This is a genomic window from Pseudomonas sp. AC463, assembly GCF_979253585.1.
In genome coordinates, this window is record NZ_CEEDDZ010000001.1 from 120,370 (window position 1) to 146,418 (window position 26,049).

The following is a 26,049-nucleotide window of genomic DNA, read 5'->3' on the forward strand; positions in this document are numbered from 1 at the left end:
ATAAAGTTGATATACGGGTTACCTCGTAAAAATCTGCGCTTTAAAATGTAACCTGTCAAATCAATTTATAAGGTTAGTAAATTGCCGTGTGTAACTACCCATCCGTCCAAATAGAGGTTACGATGCCAGCGCTCTCAAGAGGATTGACCATGGCAGCCCCCACACCTCCCGCTGTTCCCCTGGACCCCCACGTCCTGGCCGATGACCCGGTGCTGGATATGCTCAACACGCGCGCCACTATCGACGGCGAGCCCTTCGAGTTCTGGCAAAACGACGCGGATGTCGAGCGCTGGCTGGTGCGCCTGGGGTGGGCCGAGGAGGGCGCGGTACCGGCCTTCGAGCCGGGCGCGTTGCTCGCTGCGGCGCTGGCATTGCGCGAAGTGATCCGCGCTCTGCTGGAACAACGCAAGGCGGGGATACAGGGCGATCCGACGGCGCTCAACGGCTTTTTGCGCAAGGCCGTCAGCCATCCTCAGCTGGTGTGGCCGGCGCCAGGTGAACTGCAGCTGGAGCGTCAGCGCAAAACCCAAACCCCGGAGCAGTTCCTGTCAACGATTGCCGAGGCCGCTGCGGGCCTGTTGGTGGAGGGCGACTTCAACCTGATTCGCACCTGCGAGCATCCCGAATGTGTGCTGTGGTTTTACGATCGCACCAAAGCCCATAAACGCCGCTGGTGCAGCATGGCGCTGTGCGGCAACCGGCATAAGGTTGCGCAATTTCGTAAGCGCAAGTTGCTTTAACCCTGGCTTTCGCGCTCGAGCAATTGGCGCTTGCGCTCCACGCCCCAGCGGTAGCCCGACAGGTCACCGTTGCTGCGTACCACGCGGTGACAGGGGATCGCCACCGCCAGGCTGTTGGCCCCGCAGGCCTGGGCCACCGCGCGAAACGATTTGGGCGCGCCGATGCGCTCGGCGATCTGCGCATAGCTGGCCGTGCTGCCTACCGGAATCTCGCGCAAGGCCTGCCAAACGCGCTCTTGAAATGCCGTGCCGCGCAGGTCCAGCGGCAGGTCCAGGCCCAGGGCCGGCGCCTCGACAAACCCCACCACCTGGGCGACCAACTGTTCAAAGTCCGGGTCGGCACCCACCAGGCTGGCCTTGGGGAATTGATCCTGCAGGTCACGCACCAATTTGTCCGGGTCATCCCCCAGCAGGATCGCGCACACCCCACGGGTACTTTGCGCTACCAGGATCGCGCCCAGCGTACATTGCCCAACGGCGAACAGAATCGCGTTGTTGGTGCCGCCGGCCTTGTAGTCACTGGGTTTCATGCCGAGTAGCTGGTCGGCCGACTCATAAAAGCGGCTGTTGGAATTGAAGCCCGCGTCATACAGCGCATGCGTCACTGTGTGCTGGCGCTTGAGCCCGTCGCGCACCTTGCGTGAGCGATGGGCGCTGGCGTAGCCCTTGGGCGTCAGGCCAGTGACAGCCTTGAACACGCGGTGAAAATGGAAGGGGCTCAGGCCCGCCTGGGCTGCCAGTGTGCCCAGGCTGGGCGGGGTGTCGGCCTGCTGGATCTGTCGGCACGCCTCGGCCACCAATCGCCCATGGTGTTCGGCGACTTGGGTCTGGTCGCCGGCCGCGCGTTTGCTGGGGCGATAGCCTGCCGCCTCGGCCTGCGCCGGCGTGTCGAAGAATTCAATATTGTGCGGGCGCGGCAAGCGCGAGGCGCTGCTGGGGCGGCAATACACGCCGGTGGTCTTCACGCCATAAACGAACAGCGCGTCAGCCTTGGGGTCGCGGGCGAGAATGGCAGCCCAGCGCGGGTCTTGTTCGGTGGTCATGGTCGGCACTCTTGGCAGGTCCAGGCCAGATTAGCGCGGGGAGGGCGGCCAGGCACTCCGAAGCTTGCGGTCAAATCAGCCGGCGGTGCGCAAGGTGAGGTTGATACGCTGCGCGCCCATGACGGGGTGCACGCCTTCCTTGATCGGCATCACCCCATGAAAACGCAGGCGATCAACTCCGCCCCAGACCACGACATCACCATGGAACAGCGAAACCTTTTGCGTTTTGCCACTGCGTTCATGGCCGCCAAACAGGAAAATCGCCGGCAGCCCGAGGGAGATCGACACCACCGGTTCACTGTAGCGGCGTTCATTTTTGTCCTGATGCAGGGACATTTTGGCACCTGGCACGTAGCGATTGATCAGGCAAGCGTCGGGCGCGAAGTGCATGAACCCAGCTTCTGCCGCCGCCTCCACGGCCAATTGGTGCAAGGCGTCTGGCATGGCGGGCCAGGGCTGCCGGCTACGCGGGTCGACTGGCGAGTAGCGGTAGCCGGTTGAGTCGGTGGTCCAGCCGAGGTCACCACAACTGCTCAAGGCCGCCGACATGGTGAAGCCGCCGGGGGTGACCATCTGCCGAAATGGCGATTGAGCCAGGACACGGCGCAGCTCGGGCAGAAGGCGCTCAATCCAGGGTAGGGCGTAGCCCCTTAGTACGTAGGACTGTTCGCCAATTTGCTCGCGCCCGGCAGGTTGTTGCAGGGCGTCATCGGCGAACAGGTCGGCGGTGGGGCCGGGCATGGGCTTACAGCGCCTTGCTCACGTTGATGTCAGTGATTTCATCACTGGCATCGTGGAGTTTGGCCAGGGCTTGCTTGGCTTCTTCCACGCTGTTGGTCTGCAACTGGGCGAACTCAAAGCGGCGTTCGCCGTTGAGCTTGTACTTGATTACGTATTTGGTGGTGGCGGTCACGGTTATTTCCTGTGAAAAGTTCGGGTCAGCTCAGCTTGGAGCTGGTGCGACGCACGATGCGAATCTTGTGGGACAACGCAGGCTTTTTGGTCACGCTGATGGCGCGGCGGGTGACGACGTCCAGGGTGATGTTCCAGAACCCGGTACTCGGCGCGGTGATCTTGGCCGGGAACGTGTCGAAAGCGCCGCCGTGGTAAGTGTGGCGGCCGCCATTTTTGAAACTGCGAAAATTCGCATCGCTCATCAGACGAATATTACAAGTCTGCGAGCATTCGATGACGACAATGTCTCCCTCGTTGAGGTGCTCGCGCTGGTGGATGAATTTCATGAGGGTGTCTCCAGAAGGGCTTTTTCTGAAAAATCAGAACGATACGTAGGTTAAGATGGAGTTTATCAGCCCCAGCGCGTTTATTATCGGCCCGTGTTCAACAGCGTCGACAATTTAAAACAGTTATTTACCGATTTATCAGGGATAAATCCTACGTGGGCGGGAGAAAATTACCATCCCCGCTGTCGTAGGGTCTTTATCGGAGGTTTTGTATGAAGTGGAGTGTGTTGGTTCTGGCCTTGGCGATAGGTGGGTGTGCTTCGGTTGCAGATATCAAGCAGACGCCGCCGACCCTGGCGGTCATTTCCGGGAAAAAACCGCAGGAATATGCGGCCTGCGTCGTGCGCAAATTATCCGCGACCCGTCGGCCGCCGCAGATCGAACCGCATAAGGAAGGCTTCCAGGTAATCGTGCCGCAGAAGTTCTCCGCTGACCCGTCGGCGATTTTCGAGATTGAAGAACGCTCCAGCGGTAGCAGCATCAAGCTTTACGAGAGCATGTCCAACGTACCGATCCGTCCGGGTGATGTGAAAAAAGCCGGGGAAGAATGCATTTCCGGCTGATGCCGTTGCGGAAAACCATCTATGAAACGTGAGCACGTCAAAGCCCGGCATGCCGAGGGGCAAATCTCGGCCACCCATGTCATCCAGAACCCTGCCGACCTTGGCGAGTGGATCGTTTTCTTCAAGAAGAGCGGCGGGCGCAGTTACTTCCTGGTGGACGCTCAGGATGAAGTCGAATCCTTTGCCAGCCTGGATGAGCTGACCAACATCCTGCGGGAGCTGGGCATCAAGTTTGCCGAGATCCATCTGTAACCCCTTGGGGTTACTTGCAGACCACCACCACACTGCGACTTTTGTAGTTGCCCACGTCCTGGCCCAGGGTCTTGTCGCTTTCTTTGAGCGATGGCGTGCCTTCGGTGCCGACAATGCGGTAGCCGGTGCCGGCGCAGGACGCATCAGCTTTTTCGTAGCAGCTGGCCCAGGAGTTGGCCTCGCCCGAACAATCGATAGTCAGGCCTTGCTCACCGTTTTTCAGGTAGACGTCGGAGGTGGTGGTGCAGCCGGCCATCGCCAGTACCGCAATCAGTGCCAGAATCTTGTTCATGTGAGTTCGTCGTCAAGGGTGTTGGAGGGGAGCGCTGACACTGTCGTGGGGCGTTTGCGGAAGATTATAGCGATATGCCATCCGGGTACAGACAAACACAAAAAAGCCCCATTCAAGGGGCTTTTTGCGTCGCGCAGCCAGGTTTACTTGGTCTTCGGGCGCTTGCTCGATGCGTGGCCTGCTTCATCCACAAACACTTCAGCTACCGCAGTAGCCTGTTGTTCGGTCGCGAATGCCCCGGCAACGCTGTCTCCGTGGAAGTTGATCAAGTGCCAACCGTCCGCTCGTTTTGTGATCAGGTAGCCGTTCACGCCTTTTGGTTCTGACATCTATTAACAATCTCGTGGTCTGGTTCAAGGGGCTAATGATAGCCCCAAATGCCGAATGGCCGCGCAAGTTATTCCCGGTCAGTGTTTCAGGCCCCAAAGCATGCTAAAACAGTCGAAACCCTGCGCAATATCGTCGGGTGAGGTATTTGTTGCCAGGGTATTGGAAGCGCTCTTCGTAAGATCAGCGGAACTTACGCCGACATTTTTTCTCTATGATGACATCGCAACGCCAGCAGGACCCATTGTAAGGTGACTGCGGCCTGATTAGACTGCGCCGAATTCCGTACGCACAGCCCTCTGTAAGGACCCATATGATCAAGAAATGCTTGTTCCCAGCAGCCGGTTACGGCACTCGCTTCTTGCCAGCGACCAAGGCCATGCCCAAAGAGATGCTGCCGGTGGTGAACAAGCCACTGATTCAGTACGGCGTCGAAGAGGCACTGGATGCCGGCCTGAACGAAATCTCCATCGTGACCGGCCGTGGTAAGCGCGCGCTGGAAGATCACTTTGACATCAGCTATGAGCTGGAAAACCAGATCAAGGGCACCGACAAGGAAAAATACCTGGTTGGTATCCGCAAGCTGCTGGACGAGTGCTCGTTCTCCTACACCCGTCAGACCCAGATGAAAGGCCTCGGCCACGCCATCCTCACCGGCCGCCCGTTGATCGGCGACGAGCCGTTCGCCGTGGTACTGGCGGATGACCTGTGTGTGAACCTCGAAGGCGACGGCGTGCTGACCCAGATGGTCAAGCTGTACCAGAAATACCGCTGCACCATCGTTGCCGTGATGGAAGTGAACCCGGAAGAAACCAACAAGTACGGCGTGATCGCCGGCGACGACATTGGCGATGGCCTGATCCGTGTTCGCGACATGGTTGAAAAACCGGCACCGGAAGATGCTCCGTCGAACCTGGCGATCATCGGCCGTTACATCCTCACGCCGGACATCTTCAAGCTGATCGAAGAAACCGAGCCTGGCAAGGGCGGCGAAATCCAGATCACCGACGCTCTGCTCAAGCAAGCCAAAGACGGTTGCGTAATTGCCTACAAGTTCAAGGGCCAGCGTTTCGACTGCGGCGGCGCTGAAGGCTACATCGAAGCTACCAACTTCTGCTACGAGCACTTCTACAAGACTGGCAAGGCTTACTGATTCACAGTAGCCGACCTGTTTTGAGAGAAAGCCACCTTCGGGTGGCTTTTTCGTTTTTCAGCCCCATGTAAGTCGGTATGCTGATGTTCTGCCGAGGAGAGTGAAATGGCCTACGATTTTGACCTGTATGTAATTGGCGCCGGTTCCGGCGGTGTTCGTGCTGCGCGCTTTGCCGCGGGCTTTGGTGCCAAGGTGGCCGTGGCGGAAAGCCGTTACCTGGGCGGCACCTGCGTCAACGTGGGTTGCGTGCCGAAAAAACTGTTGGTGTACGGCGCGCATTTTGCCGAAGACTTTGAGCAAGCCAGCGGGTTTGGCTGGTCTCTGGGCGAGGCGAACTTTGATTGGGCGACCCTGATCGCCAACAAGGATCGCGAGATCAATCGCCTTAACGGCATTTACCGCAACCTGCTGGTGAACAGCGGCGTGACCCTGCATGAAGGGCATGCGCGACTGGTCGATCCGCACCAGGTGGAAATCAATGGCGAGCGTTTCACCGCCAGGCACATCCTGATCGCAACCGGTGGCTGGCCGCAGATCCCGGAGATTCCAGGGCGTGAGCACGCCATTGGCTCCAATGAGGCGTTTTTCCTTAAAGAACTGCCCAAGCGCGTGCTGGTGGTAGGTGGCGGTTACATCGCCGTCGAGTTCGCCGGGATTTTCCACGGCTTGGGTGCGCAAACCACGTTGCTGTACCGCGGTGACCTGTTCCTGCGCGGCTTTGATGGCGCGGTGCGCACGCACCTGAAGGAAGAGCTGACCAAGCGCGGCCTGGACCTGCAATTCAACGCTGATATCGAGCGTATCGACAAGCAGGCCGATGGCAGCCTCAAGGCTACCTTGAAAGACGGTCGGGTGCTGGAAGCCGATTGTGTGTTCTACGCCACTGGTCGCCGGCCGATGCTGGACAACCTGGGGCTGGAAAATACCGGCGTCAAACTCGACAAGCGTGGCTTCGTCGAAGTGGACGACTTGTACCAGACGGCTGAATCCTCGATCCTGGCCATTGGTGATGTAATCGGCCGCGTGCAACTGACCCCGGTGGCCCTCGCTGAAGGCATGGCTGTGGCGCGTCGGCTGTTCAAGGCTGAGCAATATCGCTCGGTGGACTATGCGATGATTCCGACGGCGGTGTTCAGCCTGCCGAATATTGGCACTGTCGGCCTTACCGAAGAAGAGGCCAAAGAGAAGGGCCATAAGGTCCAGATCTTCGAAAGTCGTTTCCGTCCGATGAAGCTGACCCTGACCGACTGCCAGGAAAAAACCTTGATGAAACTGGTGGTCGACGCCGACACCGACAAGGTGCTGGGTTGCCACATGGTCGGTCCGGACGCAGGTGAGATCGTGCAAGGGCTGGCGATCGCGCTCAAGGCGGGCGCGACCAAGCAGCACTTCGACGAAACCATCGGCGTGCACCCGACGGCAGCGGAAGAGTTCGTCACCATGCGTACGCCTGTGGCCGGCTGATCAAACCTGTGGTGTTGCTTCTGGCGCCGCTGCAACGGCGGCCGCCAGGCGCAATGCCTCGATCGTCGCCTGGGCCTTTATCAGGTCCAGCTCCAGGGCTTTGTGTGTGTGTTGTTGTTCATTCAGTGCGTCCTGGCGTGTCTGGCTTTCCAGTGCGGCCACCCGCAGGCGTTCTTGCAGCAGCGTGCGCTCGTTGTCGATCAGGCTCATCTGCTCGTTCAGCTTGAGCTGCTGGGCCTGATCCTTGCGGGCTTGCTCCTGCTGGGCAGCCAGCTCCTTCGCCGTTACCCGGTGTTCAATCAATAGCCGCTCATTGTCACGGTGCAGTTGGGTGATTTCATCCTGGCGCACCATGGCGCTCTGCTGGGCTTGGCGCAGTTCAGCCTGCAGCTGTTGCAGCTGGCCTTCATGCCGGCGCTGTTCCTGCTTGCGCTGCTCCTTGATTGCGTTGCGGTAATGCTCAAGCGCATCACGGGCGTGCAGGTGCTTTTCCTCCAATGAACGAATCTGTTCGTCCTTGTCGTTAATGCGTAGCTCGTAATCGCTGCACGCCTGGCTGAGCCCGGCGTTACGGGTTTGCTCGGTCTGCAGGCTGGTGCTGGCGGTTTGCAGGGCGGCGCTTTCTTCCGCTAGAGCAGCGGCCTGGATGTCGCACTGTTGCTGGAGATGGCGCTGGGTCTCTTCAAGCGTTTCCAGTTGGGCGAGCAGGGCGGTTTTTTGCTGTTCGAACTGCGCTTGAGCCAGGTCTATAGGCTCTTGCGCCTTCTCTTTCAAGCGTTGTGCCAGGCGCGCCACCAACTCGCCAAGCTCGTCATCGATAGGGGCTTCGGTGATGGTCAGGCGGGTTTCGCTCTCGTCCAACTCTTTCAAATAGCGATGAATGGTGGTTTTCGAGCCGGTATTGCCCATTTCTATGCGTACTGCATCGATGCTGGGGTTCTGGCCGCGGGCCAGGATCGCCAAGCGTGCCGTTTGAACTACTGCTTTGTTGATGCCACCGCGAGCCATGGGGTCTCCGTCGATTTAGTACTGTGGTATGTATTATGTATATACGTACTATAGCATGGATAAAAACTCGTTTAAATTCATCATTTAACAGATGGGATATTGGCGTATTATCCCGTGTCATTAGGGGTTTGAAACCCGCAGCACCCCATGGCAGTACGAAAAGGCCTTTCATGAGCGATCTGGATCGATACCTCAACGCCGCGACACGCGACAACACGCGCCGCAGCTATCGCGCGGCCATCGAGCATTTCGAAGTGAGTTGGGGTGGGTTCCTGCCCGCAACCAGCGACAGCGTCGCGCGTTACCTGGTGGCCCACGCCGGGGTGCTGGCGGTAAACACCCTGAAGCTGCGGCTCTCGGCCTTGGCGCAGTGGCACACCAGTCAGGGGTTTCCCGACCCGACCAAGGCGCCCGTGGTGCGTAAGGTGCTCAAGGGCATCCGCGCTGTGCATCCTGCGCAGGAGAAGCAAGCCGAGCCTTTGCAGCTCAAGCATCTGGAGCAAGTCGTTGCTTCTCTGGAAGTAGAAGCAAAAGAGGCGGCGCTCGCGCAAGACCAGCCTCGGCTGCTGCGTGCCAAGCGCGACAGCGCGTTGATCCTGTTGGGTTTCTGGCGCGGGTTTCGCAGCGATGAGCTGTGTCGCCTCGATATCGAGCATGTGCAGGCCACGCCGGGTGCCGGGATCAGCCTCTACTTGCCGCGCAGCAAAAGTGACCGCGACAACCTCGGCAAGACCTACCAGACCCCCGCGCTGCTGCGCCTGTGCCCGGTGCAGGCCTACAGCGAATGGCTCAGCGCCTCGGCGCTGGTGCGCGGCCCGGTGTTTCGCGGTATCGATCGCTGGGGCAACCTGGGGGAGGAGGGCTTGCACCCCAACAGTGTCATCCCGCTGCTGCGCCAGGCATTGGAGCGCGCCGGCATCCCCGCCGAGCAATACACCAGCCACTCGCTACGCCGGGGCTTTGCCACGTGGGCCCATCGCAGTGGTTGGGACTTGAAGTCGCTGATGAGTTACGTCGGCTGGAGCGACATGAAATCGGCCATGCGCTATGTTGAAGCGACGCCCTTTATTGGCATGACCCTGGCGACTCAACCGCTGCTTTGAGATTTCTTCTATTAATACAGTCACCTGATAGGGAAAACCAATCGTCAGCATCAGGTTTGCCAATGAGCCATGCTCGGAAAGAGTGGGTAGGATTCACCCCATCAACTTCTTAACCCCTGACGGAGAGTCAACGATGCCTATCATCAACAGCCAAGTAAAACCGTTCAAAGCTACCGCCTTCAAAAACGGCAACTTCGTAGATGTGTCGGAAGCTGACCTGAAAGGTAAGTGGTCGGTATTCTTCTTCTACCCAGCCGACTTCACTTTCGTTTGCCCAACCGAGCTGGAAGACCTGGCTGACAATCACGCCGAATTCCAGAAACTGGGGGTCGAAATCTACAGCGTTTCCACCGACACCCACTTTGCCCACGCTGCCTGGCACAACACTTCGCCAGCCATTGGCAAAATCCAGTACACCATGATCGGCGACCCGACCCTGACCATCTCCCGCAACTTCGACGTACTGATCGAAGAAGCTGGCCTGGCAGACCGCGGCACTTTCGTGATCAACCCGGAAGGTCAGATCAAGATCGTTGAGCTGAACGACGGCGGTGTTGGCCGTGACGCTTCCGAGCTGCTGCGCAAAATCAAGGCTGCCCAGTACGTTGCTGCCCACCCGGGTGAAGTGTGCCCAGCCAAGTGGAAAGAAGGCGAGGCCACTCTGGCTCCGTCCCTGGACCTGGTCGGCAAGATCTAAGTCTGTGGAACACCTCAGGGCGGTCACTGCCGCACCTTAAGTAAGCTGCACCGCCCTCAAAAACGCCCGGGCGAGATTCGCTCGGGCGTTTTTTTATACCCGGAATTAAAGGAAATCGCCCGTATGTTGGACGCCAATCTTAAAGCTCAGTTGAAGTCATACCTGGAGCGGGTCACCCAGCCGATCGAGATCGTTGCCTCCCTCGACGACGGCGCGAAATCCCAGGAAATGCTCGCCCTTTTGCAGGACGTAACCAGCCTCACCACGCTGATTACCCTGAAAACCGATGGCGATGATGCGCGCAAGCCATCGTTCTCCATCAACCGCCCGGGTGCCGATATCAGCCTGCGTTTCGCCGGCATCCCTATGGGCCATGAATTCACTTCGCTGGTGCTGGCCCTGCTGCAAGTCGGTGGCCACCCGTCGAAGGCCAGTGTCGAAGTGATTGAGCAGATCCGTGCCCTGAAAGGCGAGTTCAGCTTCGAGACCTACTTCTCGCTGTCCTGCCAGAACTGCCCGGACGTGGTCCAGGCGCTGAACCTGATGGCCGTGCTCAACCCGAACATCCGCCACGTCGCCATCGACGGCGCGCTGTTCCAGGCGGAAGTCGATGAACGCCAGATCATGGCCGTGCCAAGCGTGTACCTCAACGGTGTGAACTTCGGCCAGGGCCGCATGGGCCTGGAAGAAATCCTCGCCAAGCTCGACACCAGCGGTATCGAAAAAGCCGCTGAAAAAATCAGCGCCAAAGATGCGTTTGACGTGTTGGTGGTCGGTGGCGGCCCAGCCGGTTCTGCCGCAGCCATCTACGCCGCACGTAAAGGGATCCGCACCGGTGTTGCTGCCGAACGTTTTGGCGGGCAAGTGCTGGACACCATGTCCATCGAGAACTTTATCTCGGTACAGGAAACCGAAGGCCCGAAACTGGCCAGCGCCCTGGAAGCCCACGTGCGTCAGTATGACGTGGACATCATGAACCTGCAGCGCGCCACCAGCCTGATCCCGGCAAAAAATGCCGGCGACTTGCACGAAATCCGCTTTGAGAGCGGTGCGAGCCTCAAGTCCAAGACCGTGATCCTGGCCACCGGCGCCCGCTGGCGTGAAATGGGTGTGCCGGGCGAGCAGGAATACAAGGCCAAGGGCGTGTGCTTCTGCCCGCACTGCGACGGCCCGCTGTTCAAAGGCAAGCGTGTAGCGGTGATCGGCGGCGGTAACTCGGGTGTTGAAGCGGCTATCGACCTGGCCGGTATCGTCAGCCATGTGACCCTGCTTGAATTCGACAACAAGTTGCGCGCCGATGCGGTGTTGCAGCGCAAGCTCTACAGCCTGCCGAACGTGGACGTGATCACCAGCGCGCTGACCAGCGAAGTCAAGGGTGATGGCCAGAAAGTCACCGGCCTGGCGTACAAGGATCGCGACAGCGGTGAGTTCAAGACCATCGACCTGGAAGGTATCTTTGTGCAGATCGGTTTGCTGCCTAACACCGACTGGCTCAAAGGCACCGTGGAGCTGACACCGCGTGGCGAAATCATTGTGGATGCGCGTGGCGAGACTTCACTGCCAGGTGTATTCGCTGCCGGTGACGTCACAACCGTGCCGTACAAGCAGATCGTGATCGCCGTAGGCGAGGGCGCCAAGGCCTCCCTGAGTGCGTTCGACCACCTGATCCGTACTTCCGCCCCAGCGTAAACCCGGCCCCGGAAATGAAAAACCCCATGAGTGATCATGGGGTTTTTTATTGCGTAAGACTTTTACAGCGGCGCTGGCTGAATAATCTCGACCCAATAAGCATCCGGGTCTTTGATAAAGGCCAGGCTCTTCATGCGGCCGTCGCTCAGGCGCTTCTGGAAGTCACAGCCCAGGGCTTCGAAACGCTCGCACGCGGCGACGATATCCGGCACCGAAATGCAGATATGGCCAAAGCCACGCGGGTCGGTGTTGCCGTTGTGGTAGGCGAAGTCAGCGTCGCTTTCGGTGCCGTGGTTGTGGGTCAGTTCCAGGATCCCCGGGATCGACTTCATCCACTGGGTACGCGCGGTGGCGTCGGCCGGGATCTGGGATTTGTCGACCAGGGCGAGGAAATACAGGCTGAATTCGGCTTCCGGGAAGTCACGTTTTTCAACCAGCGAAAACCCCAGGACGCGGGTGTAGAAATCCAGCGACTTGGTGATGTCCTTGACCCGCAGCATGGTGTGGTTGAACACGAAGTTCGAGGTGGCGGTGTCAGGTTGGGCGGTGACGCCCGGGAAGGTGTTCAATTCGTGCAGGCTCATGGGCCCTCCAGAAAAAAATGGGCTTGCGGCAAGCATCCGTAGCCGGGCCATGATACGCAAGGCTTCCCGGCGGCGCCAAATGAAAAAGGTCGGCCAGGCCTTGCGGGAGCGGGTGGCGGGGCTCAAACTTTGTCGCTTGAACCTTGGGCGTTTCCTGCAATGATCGGATTTCGTAAGTCGCTGTTGAGCACCGTATGTTTACTGTTGGGCAGCCCCACTGTGCTGGCGGCCGACCCGGAGATTCATTGGCCCAGTGGCTGGCAGGTGGAGGAGGTGGTGCCCGACGATCAGGCGCCGGTGAAACCCTCGTCGGTGTCGCGCCAACGGGCTATCAAGAACGATGAGAACGGCACCACCTTGATGGTCATGGAGTTGACCGGCACGCCGATTGAGGCAGGGCATAAAGTTAATCTTCAAGGTGTTTTGCTGGAAATGCGTAAATCCATCCAGAAGGATTTTGCCCAAGGCGGTTATCAAAGTGTCTGCACCAAGATGCACCCGGCGACATTGAGTCGCCTTGAAGCGCTGGAAACTACTTGCGTGATAACTGAAAACGGTCGTCACGTGCTTTCACAAACATTGGTCGGTGCTGTTGATACCGATAAGGCCTATGTTTTTTCATACGCAGGCCAGGCCCAAGCATACGAAGCGAGTAAGGATGAAGTCAGTTCGGTGCGCGACAGCCTGAAACTTTAAATCATCCTGTCGAGCGCTTTTGAACAAAATGAAATGTTATTTAAGTTCGGTTCCGAACCGCTGAATAAAAAAAGCCCCGCATACGCGGGGCTGTTTTTAGTACCGGTTGATCACTTGCGCAGCCAGGACTCTACAGTGTCGGAACCGTGCTGTTCCTTCCAGGCTTTGAGGCCGCGGTGGTTGCCACCCTTGGTTTCGATCAGCTCACCGGTATGCGGGTTCTGGTAAACCTTGACCACGCGCGCGCGGCGCTGTTTTGGTGCGGGGGCGGCCGCAGCGCCAGCCTTGCCCAGGCTAGGGTCGAGGATGGCGATGATGTCACGCAGGCTTTTGCCGTAAGTCTTCATCAACCCTTGGAGCTTTTCTTCGAATTCGATTTCTTTCTTCAGGCCGGCGTCATTCTTCAGGGATTCCAGCTGGGCAAGCTGCTCTTGAAGGGCTTTTTCTGCTGCGCGAAATTCGGCGAGTCTGGACAAAATAGGTACTCCAAATAGTGTTGTTGGCTGATATCAACTGCAAACAAAGCTGTAAGCCAAGAGCGTTAAGGCAACTCAGAAAAGACGCCTTCCTGCGAGTTCTGCACAGGCAGGAAAAAATTGTAGTAGTTAATCGGCTACGAGTAAATCACGTCTTTTGTTTCACTTACATTATTTCAACACGTCTAGTCCATGGCTATTCAATGGCCGGCCAGGGATTTAATGAATTCATCCCCGGGCAATGGCCGGCCAAACAGGTAGCCTTGTAGGAAATCAACACCCCGGGCCGCCAGATATTCGCACTGCTGCGCTGTTTCTACCCCTTCTGCGACGACGCCCAGGTCGAGCTTGCCCGACAAGTCTATGATGCTGTCCAGAATATGCCCGGAGAGTGCATCTGCACCAATCATGGCGACAAAACTCTGGTCGATCTTCAAGTAGTCCACATTAAAGTTGCGCAAGTAACCCAGGCTGGAATGCCCGGTACCGAAGTCATCAATGGCAATCAGTACGCCCAGTTCATGCAGGGCGTCGAACAGGCGGCGGGTAATGTCGGTGGGCACGATCAGCTCGCGCTCGGTCAACTCCAGCACCAGGGTGACCTGCCCAGGCGCAAAGGCGGCGAGGAACTCACGGCAATCCTCCACCAGGGCCAGGTCCTCGCAGTGGCGGGCGGTGATATTCACCCCGATATGGAAGCCCGGGCACAAACGCGCGGCATGCGGGGCCAGTTGCGCTGCGGTCTGGCGCATCAGGGCACGGGTCATAGGGACGATCAGGCCGCAATCCTCCGCGAGGGGGATAAACAGGTCCGGCCGTACCAGGCCTTCCTTGGGGTGCTGCCAGCGCATCAACACTTCGCAGCCGGCCCATTCACGGGTGTCGCCGCGCACCACCGGTTGAAAGTACGGGATGAATTCATTGGCGCCCAGCGCCCGTTGCAGCTCCTGGGTCGGGGCCGAAACGCGTTTTTGCAGCCAGTGCGCGAGCAAACCGGCCAATACACCAAAGAACAGCACCAGGCTGAATGGCGCGGGGTATCGCGCCTGCATGTAACGCCACACTTCGCCGGCCGGCATGCCAACCTCGACGCTGTACTGATAGCGCGCCGACGCCAGCTGCTGCGGGGCCACGGCAAACACCGGTAGCGCGCTGTTTTGCACCTTGCCATCGGCACCGAGCCAGTTGGGGCCGACCTGCAGCACCAACTGCGCATAACGGCTGATCAAGCGCAGCGCGTTGGTCAGGTGGTAGCCGTCAATGGAGGCAAATGCGGCTTTGTCGCCATCAACCAGGCGGTACACCAGCAGCGCGGTATCCGGCGTCACCGGGTTGCCGTTCATCAACCACAGTTTGCCGTCCACATAGTCTTCGGGGTTTACCCGCGACTCGTAATTGCCGCCGAACAATGAACTGCAATAGATGTTTTTCTGCCACGACAACGTGGTGGCGCGCACAAACGGCCGGCGCGTGACCTGCTCGCGCAACGCCAATTGCGCGCCGTTGTCGCAAGGCTGCCCTGCCAGCGGCAGCAAGGCCTGGGCGGCGAGGGCGGTGTTGTCGAGCATCAGGTCGAATTGACGCACGGCTTCTTCGGCGGTTCGCGCAGTGCTCTGCTCCAGGCTGCGTTCAGCCTGCCAATGCAGGATGACCAGCCCCAGAAAAACCGGTAGCAGGCCGCACAGCACACTGATCGAATGGCGGGTGAGGGGTTTTCGCGGGCCTTTGACGGTGAGGGGCATGGAGGTGAAGGCCTGTTGCGTAAGGGGCTAGGGATGCGCCGATGATAGACGGACCGGCTCAAATAAGCTCGCCAGACCCAGGCCCTGCGCAATCTCGATGAATGCCAGCGTGGCCGGTGAGGCCTGGCGGCGATCAAGCACGGCCAGGCCGATCCGCCGTGGTACGCGCGGCGCCAGTGGCCGTTTCACATAGCGCGGGTCGTGCGCCTGTGGCAACGATGCCTCTGCGACGATGCTCAGCCCGTCCCCGCGGCTGACGGCCTCCAGGGTACTGAGCAACTGGGCGCAGCGGTAACGCACTTTGGGCCGCAACTGTGCGGCGTTGAACAGGCGCGTGACCAGCTCGGAAGAGCCCGCTTCGGTGAGGATAAACGGATCGTCACACAGGTCCCGCAGGGTGAGCGTGTCTCGCAAGGCCAGTGGGTGGTCAGCCGGCAGCAACGCCATCATCTGGTCCTCGAACAACGCAACGGTGTCGAAACGCTCCTGGTCCAGCACCACAAAGCCCACGTCGATGCGCCGCTCATCCAGCCACTGCAGCACATGCCGGTCGGGGCCTTCGTCGACGTGCACCTCGATCCCGGGGTGGGCTGCGCGGAACCGAGCGAGAATGGCGGGCAGCAGGCGAATCGAGGCGGTAGGCCCGAATGAGCCGATGCGCAGGGTGCCGCGTTTCATACCTTGGGCGTCGGCGGCTTCCTGCTGCAAGGTGTTGGCCAGGCCCAGCATGGCACGGGCGCGCCCGAGCAATTGCAGGCCAATATCACTCGGTTCCACCAGGCTCTGATGGCGCCGAAACAATTCCACGCCAAGCTCCTGTTCCAGAGCCTTGATGGCGTGGGACACCGCCGACTGGCTGATGCCCAAGCGGTGGGCCGCGCTGGTAAAGCCCTGCAACTCGGCCACCAGGGAGAAAATTTCCAATTGCGTCAGGGTCATGAGTGATAGCTCATTTTACGATGATCGATCATTAGCCGAAGAATACGCCAATTCTCGCCAACCCTGAGCCATTAACCATGAGCGACCGCCTGACCTACTGCAAACTCGCCGCCGTCACCATGATTTGGGGCGGCACCTTTGTCGCCGGGCGCTTTCTGGCGGATCAGAACCCGCTGCTGATCGCCAGCCTGCGGTTTGTCCTGGCCAGCCTGGCATTGCTGCTGTTCATGGCATTTGCGCGGATTCGCCTGGCACGCCCAACCCCTGGGCAACTGGTGCAACTGGCAGTGCTGGGGTTGTTCGGGATTTTTTTCTACAACCTGTGTTTCTTCTATGGGTTGCAGTACATCAATGCGTCGCGGGCTTCGTTGATTGTGGCGCTGAACCCGGCGGTCATCGGCTTGGCGAGCTGGTTGTTTTACAAGGAGCGCCTGAGCCGTATCAAGCTGATGGGGATTGCGCTGTGCCTGGTGGGCGCTGCGGCGGTGATTGTCAGCCGTAACCCGCAGCTGCTGCAGGCAGGCGCCGATGCCTGGGTCGGCGACTTGCTGATCCTCGGCTGTGTAGCGGGGTGGGGCGTTTACTCGCTGTGCGCCCGCGGGCTCAATCACAGCCTCGGGCCGTTGCAGACGGTCACCTGGTCGGTGCTGCTGGGAACACTGATGCTCACCGTCACCACGCTGGCCACCGGAAACCTTAGCGTAGAAGGCCTGGGCAACCTGCATTGGCCCCAGCTGTTGAGCCTGGCCTACCTGGGCATTCTGGGCTCGGCCCTGGCGTACATCGGCTACTACGATGGCATCCGGCGTATCGGCGCCACGCGGTCCGGCGTGTTTATCGCGCTCAACCCGCTGACCGCCGTGATCTGCGGCGCGCTGCTGCTGGGCGAGCAGATCAGTGTGCCGATGCTGGCGGGCGGGGTGGTTATCCTGCTGGGCATCTACCTGTGCAACAAACCCCTTGCACCGGCCAGGGCAATGGGGATTTGATAAGAGTACGGACAAACACGGTTACGCTGTGTAGAATCGATTTACGCATACAAGAATATGGACTTGCGCTCACGCAAGCCTCGGCCGTCAGAGACTGATGACACCATGAAGCTACTCGGCTCCCCCCTCATCTTTGGTGACTTCCTCGCCCGCAGCGTGCGAGGGCTCTCCTGCGCGCCACCCTGCACCCTCATCCTTGCTTGCAACTAACGGATTGCTACCCACAAGAATGATGAGGTGCCGAAATGGCCGACCAATACGAAAACCCAATGGGCCTGATGGGCTTTGAATTTATCGAATTCGCATCGCCGACTCCGGGAACCCTGGAGCCGATCTTCGAGATCATGGGCTTCACCAAAGTTGCGACCCACCGTTCCAAGAACGTGCACCTGTACCGCCAGGGCGAGATCAACCTGATCCTCAACAACGAGCCCGACAGCCTGGCCTCCTACTTTGCCGCCGAGCACGGCCCGTCGGTGTGCGGCATGGCGTTTCGCGTCAAGGACTCGCAAAAAGCCTACAGCCGCGCGCTGGAACTCGGTGCCCAGCCGATCCATATCGAAACCGGCCCGATGGAACTGAACCTGCCCGCCATCAAGGGCATCGGCGGTGCGCCGCTGTACCTGATCGACCGTTTCGGTGAAGGCAGCTCGCTGTATGACATCGACTTCGTGTACCTCGAAGGCGTGGAGCGCAACCCGGTCGGCGCCGGCCTCAAGGTCATCGACCACCTGACCCACAACGTGTATCGCGGGCGCATGGCCTACTGGGCCAACTTCTACGAGAAGCTGTTCAACTTCCGTGAAGCGCGCTACTTCGATATCAAGGGCGAATACACCGGCCTCACGTCCAAGGCCATGAGCGCCCCGGACGGCATGATTCGCATCCCGCTGAACGAAGAGTCGTCCAAGGGCGCAGGGCAGATCGAAGAATTCCTGATGCAGTTCAACGGCGAGGGCATCCAGCACGTGGCGTTCCTCACCGAGGACCTGGTGAAAACCTGGGACGCGCTGAAAAAAATCGGCATGCGCTTCATGACCGCGCCGCCGGATACCTACTATGAAATGCTCGAAGGCCGCTTGCCGAACCACGGCGAGCCGGTCGACCAGTTGCAGGCACGCGGTATTCTGCTGGACGGTTCCTCGATCGAAGGCGACAAGCGCCTGCTGCTGCAGATCTTCTCGGAAACCCTGATGGGCCCGGTGTTCTTCGAGTTCATCCAGCGCAAGGGCGACGATGGCTTTGGCGAGGGCAACTTCAAGGCGCTGTTCGAATCCATCGAACGCGACCAAGTGCGACGCGGTGTATTGACCGCCGACTGAGTATAAAAAAGCCCTGGCATGCCAGGGCTTTTTATTGCCTGCGATTCAGGCTTTACGCTGGCGCACCAAGTGCTTGAACCCTTCGAATACCAGCACCATCACCGCGATCCAGATCGGAATGTAGGTCAGCCACTCACCCGACTTGATCCCTTCACCCAGCAACAATGCCACCACCAGCAACAGCACCGGCTCGACGTAACTGAGCAGGCCGAACAGGCTGAACGCGAGCAAGCGGCTGGCGATGATATAGCTCACCAGAGCCGAGGCACTGATCAGGCCGAGTATGGGGATCAATGCATACAGTTTCGGGTAGGCATCCATCACCGCAAAACCCTGCTCACCGCTTTGCACAAACCACCAGGCCACCGGCAGCATCAGCGCCATATCCAGCCAGAGCCCGCCCAGGTTGTCGGTCTTGAGGTGTTTGCGCACGATGAAGTACAGCGGGTAACCGATGATCACTACCAGCGTGGCCCACGAAAACCCGCCAGCCTGGTACAACTCGTTGAGCACCCCGAGGCCGGCGAAGAATACTGCGATCTTTTGCAGGTAGGACAACTGCTCGCCCCACACCAGGCGCCCGGTCAGCACCATGGTCAGCGGCAACAGGAAGTAGCCCACCGACACATCGAGGCTGCGCCCGTTCAGCGGCGCCCACATGAACAGCCACAACTGCACGCCCAGCAACGCCGAAGACACCACCACGCCGCCAATCAACCGAGGCTTGGCCGCCAGTACCCGCAATAAATCCCACACCCGCCGCCATTCGCCGCTGACCAGCATGAACACGGTCATGCACGGCACGGTGAGCAACATGCGCCAGCCGAAAATTTCCAGGCCGCTCAAGGGCGTGAGCAGCGATGTGAAGTAATACATCACGGCAAACAACACCGAGGCCGAGACCGATAACACAACACCTTTAGACACGCTGTCCTCTCGCAAACCGAGTTGTACACATAGAAGCGTGCATTATGGTGCCTGCGGCGCGAAACGGCTGCTCTGTTTTGGGGCGTATTGCGGGAAATTTTCGCGCCTGGCTGATTTGCGCGGGTTCGTTTGCCTACGGGCGTGCGATCCGACCCGAGACAAAGTGGCCCACATCATTGAACCCCGGCGTCGACGAATGCCCCGGCGTCACCAACGAATCGATAAACGCCTCATCCTGCGCCGTGATCTTCATGTCCAGCGCGCCGGTATAGGCGTCCCACTGCGCCTCGGTACGCGGGCCCACGATGGCCGAGCTGACGGCCGAGTTGTTGAGCACCCAGGCAATCGCAAATTCGACGATCCCCACGCCACGCCCCTGGGTGTATTGCTGGATCTGCTGGGCGATGCGCAGCGACTCCATGCGCCATTCGGTTTCCAGGATGCGCTTGTCCTGGCGCGCCGCGCGGCTGCCGGCTTCGGGGGTGACATCCGGGGCATATTTGCCGCTGAGCACGCCGCGCGCCAACGGGCTGTAAGGCACTACACCGAGGCCGTAGGCCGCTGCGGCGGTGATCTGCTCGCTCTCGGCCTGGCGGTTGACGATGTTGTACAGCGGCTGGCTGATCACCGGCTTGTCCACGCCCAGTTGCTCGGCCACGCGGATCACCTCGGCGATGCGCCAGCCACGGTAGTTGGACAGGCCCCAGTAGCGGATCTTGCCCTGGCGAATCAGGTCGCCGATGGCCGATACGGTGACTTCCAGCGGGGTGTTGTGGTCTTCGCGGTGCAGGTAATAGATGTCGAGGTAATCGGTGTCCAGTCGCGTCAGGCTGGCCTCCAGCGCATTGAAAATACGCTTGCGGCTCAAGCCACTGCGGTTGGGCAGGCCGTCGGTGGGGCCAATCGCGACTTTGGTCGCCAGCACCCAGTCCTCACGATGGCGGGCAATGGCCTCGCCGACGATTTCTTCGGAGCGCCCGCCGGTGTAGACGTCCGCCGTGTCGATAAAATTGATGCCCTGGTCCCAGGCCTTGTCGATGATGCGCAGCGAGTCTTCGGTGTTGGTCTGTTCGCCAAACATCATGGTGCCCAGGGTCAAGGCGCTGACCTTCAACCCGGACTGGCCCAATGTGCGGTAAATCATGCAAAGCTCCTTGCGGCAGGGAAAGGTGAGCTATGCAATACCAGACTCAAGGGCTCTGGAACAAGCCCTGGGGGTGTTTCTTCATGCAGACAGCAAAGCCTGACAGCGCTCCTGTAAAAATCGATGCAGCACCTTCACGCGTTCCGACACTTGCAGGCGGTGCGGGCACATCAGGTTGAATGGCGTGGGTTCGCCTTGCCATTCAGGCAACAGCGGCACCAGCCGTCCGGCCTTGATATCGCGGGCAATATCAAGGTTGGCCTTGTAGGCGATGCCGTGGCCGGCCAGGGCCCAGCGCCGCACGATTTCACCGTCGTCGCTGAGGTAGTCGCCTGTAACCTCAACCTCCTGCAGCACTGCGCCCTGGCGAAAATACCACGTGCTGTTGGCCCGGCCCCGGCGCATATAGCGCAGCGTACTGTGCCGGGCCAGATCGGCAGGCGCACGCGGTGTCCCGTGGCGGGCCAGGTAGTCCGGGCTGGCGCAGGGAATACGATGGTGACCGGGCACCACCGGCAGCGCCACCAGGCTGGAGTCCTGGGGCACGCCAAACCGCAGGGCGATGTCGACAGTGTCGCGGAACAAATCGGCATTGCTGTCGTTGAGCAATAATTGCAGACGGATATTCGGGTGTTCGCGCTTGAACTCGTCCAACCAGCCCAGTAGCACATTACGCCCAAAATCCGAGGGCGCCGCCAGTTGCAACAAGCCGCTGAGGCTCTGGCCTTGCTGCTTGATCGCTTGTTCGCCTTCGGACAGCGCTTCCAGCGCCACGCGCACGCTATCCAGGTAGCGCCGACCTTCTTCGGTCAAGCGCATGCTGCGGGTCGAGCGCGCCAGCAGGCGCATGCCCAGCCGAGTTTCCAGGCGTTTGAGGGCGATACTCGCCGCCGCCGGTGTCAGGCTTAGGCTGCGGGCCGCCGCCGATAGGCTGCCCGTATCGGCCGTGCGTACGAAGACTTCAAGGTCGAGGATTGAGCTCATTTGTAAAAATCCTTTAAAGATCTTGTCGTTTTACCGGGATTTTTCGCCGATTGCCAAGCTGGGAAGATGAACGCTCACTTTCTGACCCAGGACCTTTCCCATGAACTCTTCCCTCAACGGTAAAACCGTCGTCGTCATTGGCGGCAGCAGCGGTATCGGCGCCGCCGTGGCCAAGGCCGCAGTCGCCCGTGGCGCACAGGTGGTACTGGCCGGGCGACGTTTGACCTCGGGCAGCGAAAACGGCCTGCGCAGCGAACCGGTGGATGTCACCGACGCCGCTTCCGTGCAACGCCTGTTCGAGGCCGTGGGGCGCTTTGACCACCTGGTCTACACCTCCGGCCCATCGGTGCGCGCCAAGCCGCTGGTGGAAACCGATCTGGATGAGGCCCAGGAAAACTTCAATGTAAAACTCTGGGGATCGCTACGGGCGATTCAGCTGGCGCTGCCGTTTCTCGATGAGCACGGCAGCATCAGCCTGACTTCGGGGCAACTGGGGCGCAAATTGGCGCCGGGACAGTTCATCAAGACCGGCATCAACGCCGCCACAGAGGCACTCGGCAAGCAGTTGGCCAAGGAGCTGGCGCCGCGTCGGGTCAATGTGATCAGCCCGGGGGTGATTGATACGCCGGCGTATGCGGGGCTTGCGCAGGAACAGCGGCTGGCGATGTTTGCCAAGGCCGGTGCCGCGTTGCCTGTTGGCCGGGTAGGCCAGGCAGAGGAGGTGGCGGCGGGGTACGTGCTGGCCATGGAAAATGGCTTCATGACCGGCGCCGTTATCGACATCGACGGCGGCGGCCTGCTGTAAACACAGAGCAAAATGTGGGAGGGGGCAAGCCCCCTCCCACATTATTGATCGCGTTAAGCCTTGAGGGTACGCGTCATCCGCAGCGCCAGCACGCTACCGGCGACGATCACGGCTGCCAGCAGGTACAAAGCAATATCCGTAGACCCCGTAGCATCCTTCACAAACCCGACAATATACGGGCTGAGGAACCCCGCCATTTGCCCCATGGAGTTGATCAACGCCAAACCACCCGCCGCCGCACCGGCACTGAGCATGGCAGTCGGCACTGGCCAGAACATCGGCAGGCCGGTGAGGGCGCCCATGGTGGCGATGGTCAGGCCGAGGATGGCGATGGCCGGCGTGGTGGCGAAGTTCACCGCGATCACCAGGCCGATGGCGCCCATTAGCATCGGCACCACCAAGTGCCAGCGGCGCTCTTTGCGCAAGTCTGCCGAGCGGCCCACCAGCAGCATGAACACCGCCGCCAGCAGGTAGGGGATTGCACTGAGCCAGCCAATCACCAGGTTATCGCTGAACCCCAGGTTCTTGATGATCGACGGCAGCCAGAAGTTGATCGCGTACACGCCGCTCTGGATGCAGAAGTAGATCAAGCCGAATGCCCAGATCGCCGGGTTCTTGAAGACTTCCGCCAGCGAGTCAGTGGTGGTTTTCGGCTTGTTGGCCAGGTCCGTGGCCTGGTCGGCTTCCAGCACCGCGCGTTCGTGGGGCTTGAGCCACTTGGCGTGGGCAAAGCTGTCGCTGAGCAGAAAGTAGGCGAGGGCGCCGAGAATCACGGTCGGGATGCCCTGCAACAGGAACATCCACTGCCAGCCGGCCAAGCCGCCCTGGCCGGCGGCGAAGTGGTTGAGGATCCAGCCGGAAAACGGGCTGCCGAGCAAGCCCGATACCGGGATCGCCGACATGAACAGCGCCATGATCCGCCCACGGCGGAACGTGGGGAACCACTGCGAGAGGTACAGCACCACACCGGGGAAGAAACCGGCTTCGGCGGCACCGGTAAACAGGCGCAGGGTATAGAAATGCGTCGGCGTGGTGACGAACAGCAGGCAGGTGGACAGGGTGCCCCACACGATCATCATCAACGCAATCCAGCGCCGTGGACCGAACTTGGTCAGCGCCAGGTTGCTCGGCACGCCGCACAGCACGTAGCCGATAAAGAAGATCCCGGCACCGAGGCCATAGACGGTTTCGCTGAATTTCAATGCATCGAGCATCTGCAACTTGGCAAAGCCAACGTTTACCCGGTCGAGGTAGTTGAACAGATAGCAGATAAAGATGAAGGGGATCAGGCGCAGGGTGATGCGCTTGTAGATGGCGTTTTTATCGTCATCGGTGGCCAGTGTGGCAGCGGCGCTCTGTGACATGGGAGTCTCTCTTTATTATGATTTTTTGCGATGCGAGGTTAACGTTGATCGCCCAAAGAGTCTCGGCCACCCAGCGGGTTGCTGTCTTTGTGCTCGCGCACAGCGAAGCAGGCTTTGCGCTGTGCCTGTGAACAACCACACCGTTTAAGGAACTTAGCCCCATGTTCGAGCTGGATCATGACCTGGCGCAGGATATCGTCAATCGCACCATGGCGATCCTGCCCTATAACGTCAATGTCATGGACAGCCAGGGCCTGATCCTCGGCAGCGGCGAGCCGGAGCGCATCAACACCCGCCACGAAGGCGCGCAACTGGTGCTGGCGAATGGGCGCGTGGTCGAAATCGACGGGCAGACCGCCAAGCACCTCAAGGGCGTGCAACCGGGTATCAACCTGCCGCTGATGCACGATCAGCGCCTGATCGGCGTGCTGGGCATCACCGGCGAGCCGGAAGGCCTGCGCACCTACGCCGAGCTGGTGCGCATGACCGCCGAGATGCTGGTCAGCCATCGCCATCAGCAGGTCGAGCAACAATGGCGGCGCCAGCGCTGCGACGACTTGCTGGCCCTGTTACTGGCCGACAGCGGTGACTCTCCACGCCTGGTCGACGAAGCGCAGCAACTGGGGCTCAAGCCGCAGCTGGCGCGCACGCCGTACTTGTTCGAGCTGGGCGTGGGGCAATCGGCCGAGGCCTTGAGCACCTGGCTTACCTCGCGCTACCCGGACAGCTGGTGTGTCAGCTCGGCGCAGTTTTCGCTGCTGTGGTGCCGACCGGCCGCCACGCCAGTGGACAACCCGCGCCTGCTGGAAAAACTCCAAGGCCTCGGCTGGACCGTCCTGCGCGTGGCCGTGGGCGGGCAGGCCGATGGCCTGGCCGGTCTGCGCCGTTGTTACCGTCGCGTCGGCGACTTGCTGGCCTACGGTCGCGATGTGCTGCCGCAGTCGCAGTTGTTGACCCTCAACCGCTACCGCCTGCCGGTGATGCTCTGGCGCCACCGCAACGACGATGCCCTCGACGAACTGCTCAACCCCTTGCGCAAGGTGCTGGCCAAGGACAACAACGGCCAACTGTTGGCGACGCTGCGCAGTTGGTGCGAACACGATGGGCAAAGTCAGGCCTGCGCCGACGCTCTGGGCATCCACCGCAACAGCCTGCGCTACCGCATGGAACGCATCGCCGAACTCAGCGGCGTCGACCCGCTGACTCTGGACGGCATGCTCGCGTTGTACCTGGGTGTGCAACTGCTGCCGCAGCCTTTGTAGAAATGAACAACAAAGCTCACCCGCACTTGTGCATCGGACCGGCGTCATTGCCGGTGCCAACTGGCAGCATGGGCGTCATAAAAACCGGAGAAAGCCCATGAAAATCATCATCGCCCCCGACTCGTTCAAGGACAGCCTGAGTGCCGAAGGCGTGGCCCAGGCCATTGCCGAAGGCTTGACGCAGGTGTGGCCTGACGCGCAGCTGGTCCTGTGCCCAATGGCGGATGGTGGTGAAGGCACGGTGGAATCGGTATTGGCGGCGTGCAATGGCGAGTTGCGCAGCCAAACCGTTCAGGGCCCTCTGGGCGGTAACGTTGACGCGCATTGGGGCTGGTTGGCCGAGAGCCGCACCGCCCTCATCGAAATGGCCGAGGCCAGCGGCCTGCAACTGGTCGCGCCGGGCCAGCGCGACGCCTGCTCCAGCACCACCTTTGGCACTGGCGAACTGATCCGCGCCGCGCTGGACCTGGGCGCCGAGCGCATCATCCTGGCGATTGGCGGCAGCGCTACCAATGACGGCGGCGCCGGTGCGATGCAAGCCCTCGGCGTGCAACTGTTCGACGCCCAGGACCACGCCCTGGCACCCGGCGGCCTGGCCCTGGCGCGCCTGGCACGTATCGATCTCGAGCACCTGGACCCGCGCCTGGCCCAGGTACGCTTTGAAATCGCCGCCGACGTGAACAACCCGCTGTGCGGCCCCCACGGTGCCTCGGCGATTTTCGGCCCGCAAAAGGGTGCGAATCCCGAGCAGGTGCAGCAGCTGGACGCCGCCCTCGGCCATTTTGCCGACCACTGCGCCAAGGTGATGCCCAAGGACGTGCGCGACGAGCCCGGCAGCGGTGCCGCTGGCGGCCTGGGCTTTGCTGCCAAGGCGTTCCTCGGCGCGCAATTTCGCGCCGGTGTGGAGGTGGTTGCCGAACTGGTCGGGCTGGACGCCGCCGTGCGCGGCGCCGACCTGGTGATCACCGGCGAGGGCCGCTTCGACGCCCAGACCCTGCGCGGCAAAACCCCGTTTGGCGTGGCGCGTATCGCTCAACAACACGGCGTGCCGGTGATCGTCATCGCCGGCACCTTGGGCGAAGGGTATGCGCAGATGTACGCCCATGGCGTGGACGCCGCCTTCGCCTTGCCCTGCGGCCCGATGAGCCTGGAGCAGGCCTGCAGCGAGGCACCGCGCCTGTTGCGCGAGCGCGCGGCGGATATCGCACGGCTGTGGCGCACGGCTGCGGGGCGCTGACGCACA

The 26,049-nt window shown here is 60.4% G+C and carries 29 protein-coding genes; 14 read left to right on the forward strand and 15 right to left on the reverse strand.

What is annotated here, in order from left to right; translation table 11 throughout:
* Positions 1 to 149: 149 nt before the first annotated feature.
* Positions 150 to 740 (forward strand): CGNR zinc finger domain-containing protein, encoded by a 591-nt coding sequence (locus tag AC0IYH_RS00620; RefSeq protein ID WP_471832679.1) that lies wholly within the window; start codon positions 150 to 152, stop codon positions 738 to 740.
* Here AC0IYH_RS00620 and ada read toward each other — a convergent pair.
* From ada to AC0IYH_RS00640, 4 genes are all read right to left on the reverse strand, one after another.
* Positions 737 to 1,783 (reverse strand): bifunctional DNA-binding transcriptional regulator/O6-methylguanine-DNA methyltransferase Ada, encoded by a 1,047-nt coding sequence (gene ada, locus AC0IYH_RS00625; protein WP_471832680.1) that lies wholly within the window; start codon positions 1,781 to 1,783, stop codon positions 737 to 739. The two genes, AC0IYH_RS00620 and ada, sit on opposite strands and share 4 nt — an antisense overlap.
* A 75-nt stretch (positions 1,784 to 1,858) precedes the next feature.
* Positions 1,859 to 2,524: a DNA oxidative demethylase AlkB gene (alkB, locus tag AC0IYH_RS00630; RefSeq protein ID WP_471832681.1), complete on the reverse strand. Its 666-nt coding sequence runs from the start codon at positions 2,522 to 2,524 to the stop codon at positions 1,859 to 1,861.
* Between the two features lie 4 nt (positions 2,525 to 2,528).
* The gene (locus tag AC0IYH_RS00635) at positions 2,529 to 2,696 is read right to left on the reverse strand and encodes a hypothetical protein (protein WP_165842687.1); all 168 of its coding nucleotides are present in this window, start codon (positions 2,694 to 2,696) and stop codon (positions 2,529 to 2,531) included.
* 25 nt (positions 2,697 to 2,721) lie between these two features.
* Positions 2,722 to 3,024 carry a DUF1883 domain-containing protein gene (locus AC0IYH_RS00640; protein WP_116627896.1) on the reverse strand — a complete coding sequence of 101 codons (303 nt, stop codon included), beginning with the start codon at positions 3,022 to 3,024 and terminating at the stop codon, positions 2,722 to 2,724.
* A gap of 212 nt (positions 3,025 to 3,236) precedes the next feature.
* Between AC0IYH_RS00640 and AC0IYH_RS00645 the strand changes: the two genes are divergently transcribed.
* Positions 3,237 to 3,587, forward strand: coding sequence for a hypothetical protein (locus tag AC0IYH_RS00645; protein ID WP_116627897.1), 351 nt, complete (start codon positions 3,237 to 3,239; stop codon positions 3,585 to 3,587).
* A gap of 21 nt (positions 3,588 to 3,608) precedes the next feature.
* Positions 3,609 to 3,839 carry a hypothetical protein gene (locus AC0IYH_RS00650; RefSeq protein WP_116627898.1) on the forward strand — a complete coding sequence of 77 codons (231 nt, stop codon included), beginning with the start codon at positions 3,609 to 3,611 and terminating at the stop codon, positions 3,837 to 3,839.
* A 10-nt stretch (positions 3,840 to 3,849) separates the two neighbouring features.
* Here the strand turns inward: AC0IYH_RS00650 and AC0IYH_RS00655 are convergent, their stop codons facing one another.
* Both AC0IYH_RS00655 and AC0IYH_RS00660 read right to left on the reverse strand, forming a co-directional pair.
* On the reverse strand, positions 3,850 to 4,131 hold the full coding sequence (locus AC0IYH_RS00655; RefSeq protein ID WP_122772111.1) for a hypothetical protein: 282 nt from the start codon (positions 4,129 to 4,131) through the stop codon (positions 3,850 to 3,852).
* 143 nt (positions 4,132 to 4,274) lie between these two features.
* Positions 4,275 to 4,460 (reverse strand): hypothetical protein, encoded by a 186-nt coding sequence (locus tag AC0IYH_RS00660; RefSeq protein ID WP_116627900.1) that lies wholly within the window; start codon positions 4,458 to 4,460, stop codon positions 4,275 to 4,277.
* Positions 4,461 to 4,771: 311 nt separating this feature from the next.
* Here AC0IYH_RS00660 and galU point away from each other — a divergent pair, with 311 nt between their 5' ends.
* Both galU and gorA read left to right on the forward strand, forming a co-directional pair.
* On the forward strand, positions 4,772 to 5,611 hold the full coding sequence (galU, locus tag AC0IYH_RS00665) for a UTP--glucose-1-phosphate uridylyltransferase GalU (protein WP_101270651.1): 840 nt from the start codon (positions 4,772 to 4,774) through the stop codon (positions 5,609 to 5,611).
* 105 nt (positions 5,612 to 5,716) lie between these two features.
* A complete protein-coding gene (gene gorA / locus AC0IYH_RS00670) occupies positions 5,717 to 7,075 on the forward strand; it encodes a glutathione-disulfide reductase (RefSeq protein WP_471832682.1) in 1,359 nt (452 codons plus the stop codon).
* Here the strand turns inward: gorA and AC0IYH_RS00675 are convergent, their stop codons facing one another.
* A complete protein-coding gene (locus tag AC0IYH_RS00675; protein WP_471832683.1) occupies positions 7,076 to 8,083 on the reverse strand; it encodes a DNA-binding protein in 1,008 nt (335 codons plus the stop codon). It abuts the gene before it with no gap.
* Positions 8,084 to 8,253: 170 nt separating this feature from the next.
* On the opposite strand from AC0IYH_RS00675, the gene AC0IYH_RS00680 reads away from it, so the two are divergent.
* From AC0IYH_RS00680 to ahpF, 3 genes are all read left to right on the forward strand, one after another.
* Positions 8,254 to 9,186: a site-specific integrase gene (locus tag AC0IYH_RS00680; protein ID WP_471832684.1), complete on the forward strand. Its 933-nt coding sequence runs from the start codon at positions 8,254 to 8,256 to the stop codon at positions 9,184 to 9,186.
* A gap of 133 nt (positions 9,187 to 9,319) precedes the next feature.
* Positions 9,320 to 9,883: an alkyl hydroperoxide reductase subunit C gene (ahpC, locus tag AC0IYH_RS00685; protein ID WP_101270642.1), complete on the forward strand. Its 564-nt coding sequence runs from the start codon at positions 9,320 to 9,322 to the stop codon at positions 9,881 to 9,883.
* A 123-nt stretch (positions 9,884 to 10,006) separates the two neighbouring features.
* On the forward strand, positions 10,007 to 11,572 hold the full coding sequence (gene ahpF, locus AC0IYH_RS00690; RefSeq protein ID WP_122772115.1) for an alkyl hydroperoxide reductase subunit F: 1,566 nt from the start codon (positions 10,007 to 10,009) through the stop codon (positions 11,570 to 11,572).
* 62 nt (positions 11,573 to 11,634) lie between these two features.
* Here the strand turns inward: ahpF and gloA are convergent, their stop codons facing one another.
* Complete coding sequence (gene gloA / locus AC0IYH_RS00695) at positions 11,635 to 12,156, reverse strand: lactoylglutathione lyase (protein ID WP_471832685.1); 522 nt, start codon at positions 12,154 to 12,156, stop codon at positions 11,635 to 11,637.
* A 159-nt stretch (positions 12,157 to 12,315) separates the two neighbouring features.
* Here gloA and AC0IYH_RS00700 point away from each other — a divergent pair, with 159 nt between their 5' ends.
* A complete protein-coding gene (locus AC0IYH_RS00700; protein WP_122772117.1) occupies positions 12,316 to 12,852 on the forward strand; it encodes a DUF4946 domain-containing protein in 537 nt (178 codons plus the stop codon).
* Between the two features lie 110 nt (positions 12,853 to 12,962).
* Here AC0IYH_RS00700 and AC0IYH_RS00705 read toward each other — a convergent pair whose 3' ends face one another.
* The 3 genes from AC0IYH_RS00705 to AC0IYH_RS00715 form a co-directional block, all read right to left on the reverse strand.
* Positions 12,963 to 13,328, reverse strand: coding sequence for a histone-like nucleoid-structuring protein, MvaT/MvaU family (locus tag AC0IYH_RS00705; protein WP_116627907.1), 366 nt, complete (start codon positions 13,326 to 13,328; stop codon positions 12,963 to 12,965).
* A gap of 200 nt (positions 13,329 to 13,528) precedes the next feature.
* Positions 13,529 to 15,070, reverse strand: coding sequence for an EAL domain-containing protein (locus AC0IYH_RS00710; RefSeq protein ID WP_122772118.1), 1,542 nt, complete (start codon positions 15,068 to 15,070; stop codon positions 13,529 to 13,531).
* Between the two features lie 27 nt (positions 15,071 to 15,097).
* Positions 15,098 to 16,009 carry a LysR family transcriptional regulator gene (locus AC0IYH_RS00715; protein WP_116627909.1) on the reverse strand — a complete coding sequence of 304 codons (912 nt, stop codon included), beginning with the start codon at positions 16,007 to 16,009 and terminating at the stop codon, positions 15,098 to 15,100.
* A gap of 77 nt (positions 16,010 to 16,086) precedes the next feature.
* Between AC0IYH_RS00715 and AC0IYH_RS00720 the strand changes: the two genes are divergently transcribed.
* Both AC0IYH_RS00720 and hppD read left to right on the forward strand, forming a co-directional pair.
* A complete protein-coding gene (locus tag AC0IYH_RS00720) occupies positions 16,087 to 16,998 on the forward strand; it encodes a DMT family transporter (protein WP_471832686.1) in 912 nt (303 codons plus the stop codon).
* A 245-nt stretch (positions 16,999 to 17,243) separates the two neighbouring features.
* Entirely contained in the window at positions 17,244 to 18,320 is a 1,077-nt protein-coding gene (gene hppD / locus AC0IYH_RS00725) for a 4-hydroxyphenylpyruvate dioxygenase (RefSeq protein ID WP_116627911.1), read from the forward strand.
* Positions 18,321 to 18,365: 45 nt separating this feature from the next.
* Here hppD and rarD read toward each other — a convergent pair whose 3' ends face one another.
* The 3 genes from rarD to AC0IYH_RS00740 form a co-directional block, all read right to left on the reverse strand.
* Positions 18,366 to 19,247 (reverse strand): EamA family transporter RarD, encoded by an 882-nt coding sequence (rarD, locus tag AC0IYH_RS00730; protein WP_116627912.1) that lies wholly within the window; start codon positions 19,245 to 19,247, stop codon positions 18,366 to 18,368.
* A gap of 133 nt (positions 19,248 to 19,380) precedes the next feature.
* The gene (locus AC0IYH_RS00735; protein WP_471832687.1) at positions 19,381 to 20,391 is read right to left on the reverse strand and encodes an aldo/keto reductase; all 1,011 of its coding nucleotides are present in this window, start codon (positions 20,389 to 20,391) and stop codon (positions 19,381 to 19,383) included.
* An 81-nt stretch (positions 20,392 to 20,472) separates the two neighbouring features.
* Positions 20,473 to 21,375 carry a LysR family transcriptional regulator gene (locus AC0IYH_RS00740; protein WP_116627914.1) on the reverse strand — a complete coding sequence of 301 codons (903 nt, stop codon included), beginning with the start codon at positions 21,373 to 21,375 and terminating at the stop codon, positions 20,473 to 20,475.
* A gap of 100 nt (positions 21,376 to 21,475) precedes the next feature.
* Here AC0IYH_RS00740 and AC0IYH_RS00745 point away from each other — a divergent pair, with 100 nt between their 5' ends.
* Positions 21,476 to 22,180 carry an SDR family oxidoreductase gene (locus tag AC0IYH_RS00745; protein ID WP_471832688.1) on the forward strand — a complete coding sequence of 235 codons (705 nt, stop codon included), beginning with the start codon at positions 21,476 to 21,478 and terminating at the stop codon, positions 22,178 to 22,180.
* Between the two features lie 53 nt (positions 22,181 to 22,233).
* On the opposite strand, the gene AC0IYH_RS00750 is transcribed toward AC0IYH_RS00745, so the two are convergent.
* Positions 22,234 to 23,544, reverse strand: coding sequence for an MFS transporter (locus AC0IYH_RS00750; RefSeq protein ID WP_116627916.1), 1,311 nt, complete (start codon positions 23,542 to 23,544; stop codon positions 22,234 to 22,236).
* 161 nt (positions 23,545 to 23,705) lie between these two features.
* Here AC0IYH_RS00750 and AC0IYH_RS00755 point away from each other — a divergent pair, with 161 nt between their 5' ends.
* Positions 23,706 to 24,806 carry a sugar diacid recognition domain-containing protein gene (locus AC0IYH_RS00755; RefSeq protein ID WP_116627917.1) on the forward strand — a complete coding sequence of 367 codons (1,101 nt, stop codon included), beginning with the start codon at positions 23,706 to 23,708 and terminating at the stop codon, positions 24,804 to 24,806.
* A 97-nt stretch (positions 24,807 to 24,903) separates the two neighbouring features.
* Positions 24,904 to 26,043: a glycerate kinase gene (locus tag AC0IYH_RS00760; RefSeq protein ID WP_471832689.1), complete on the forward strand. Its 1,140-nt coding sequence runs from the start codon at positions 24,904 to 24,906 to the stop codon at positions 26,041 to 26,043.
* The last annotated feature ends 6 nt before the right edge of the window (positions 26,044 to 26,049 follow it).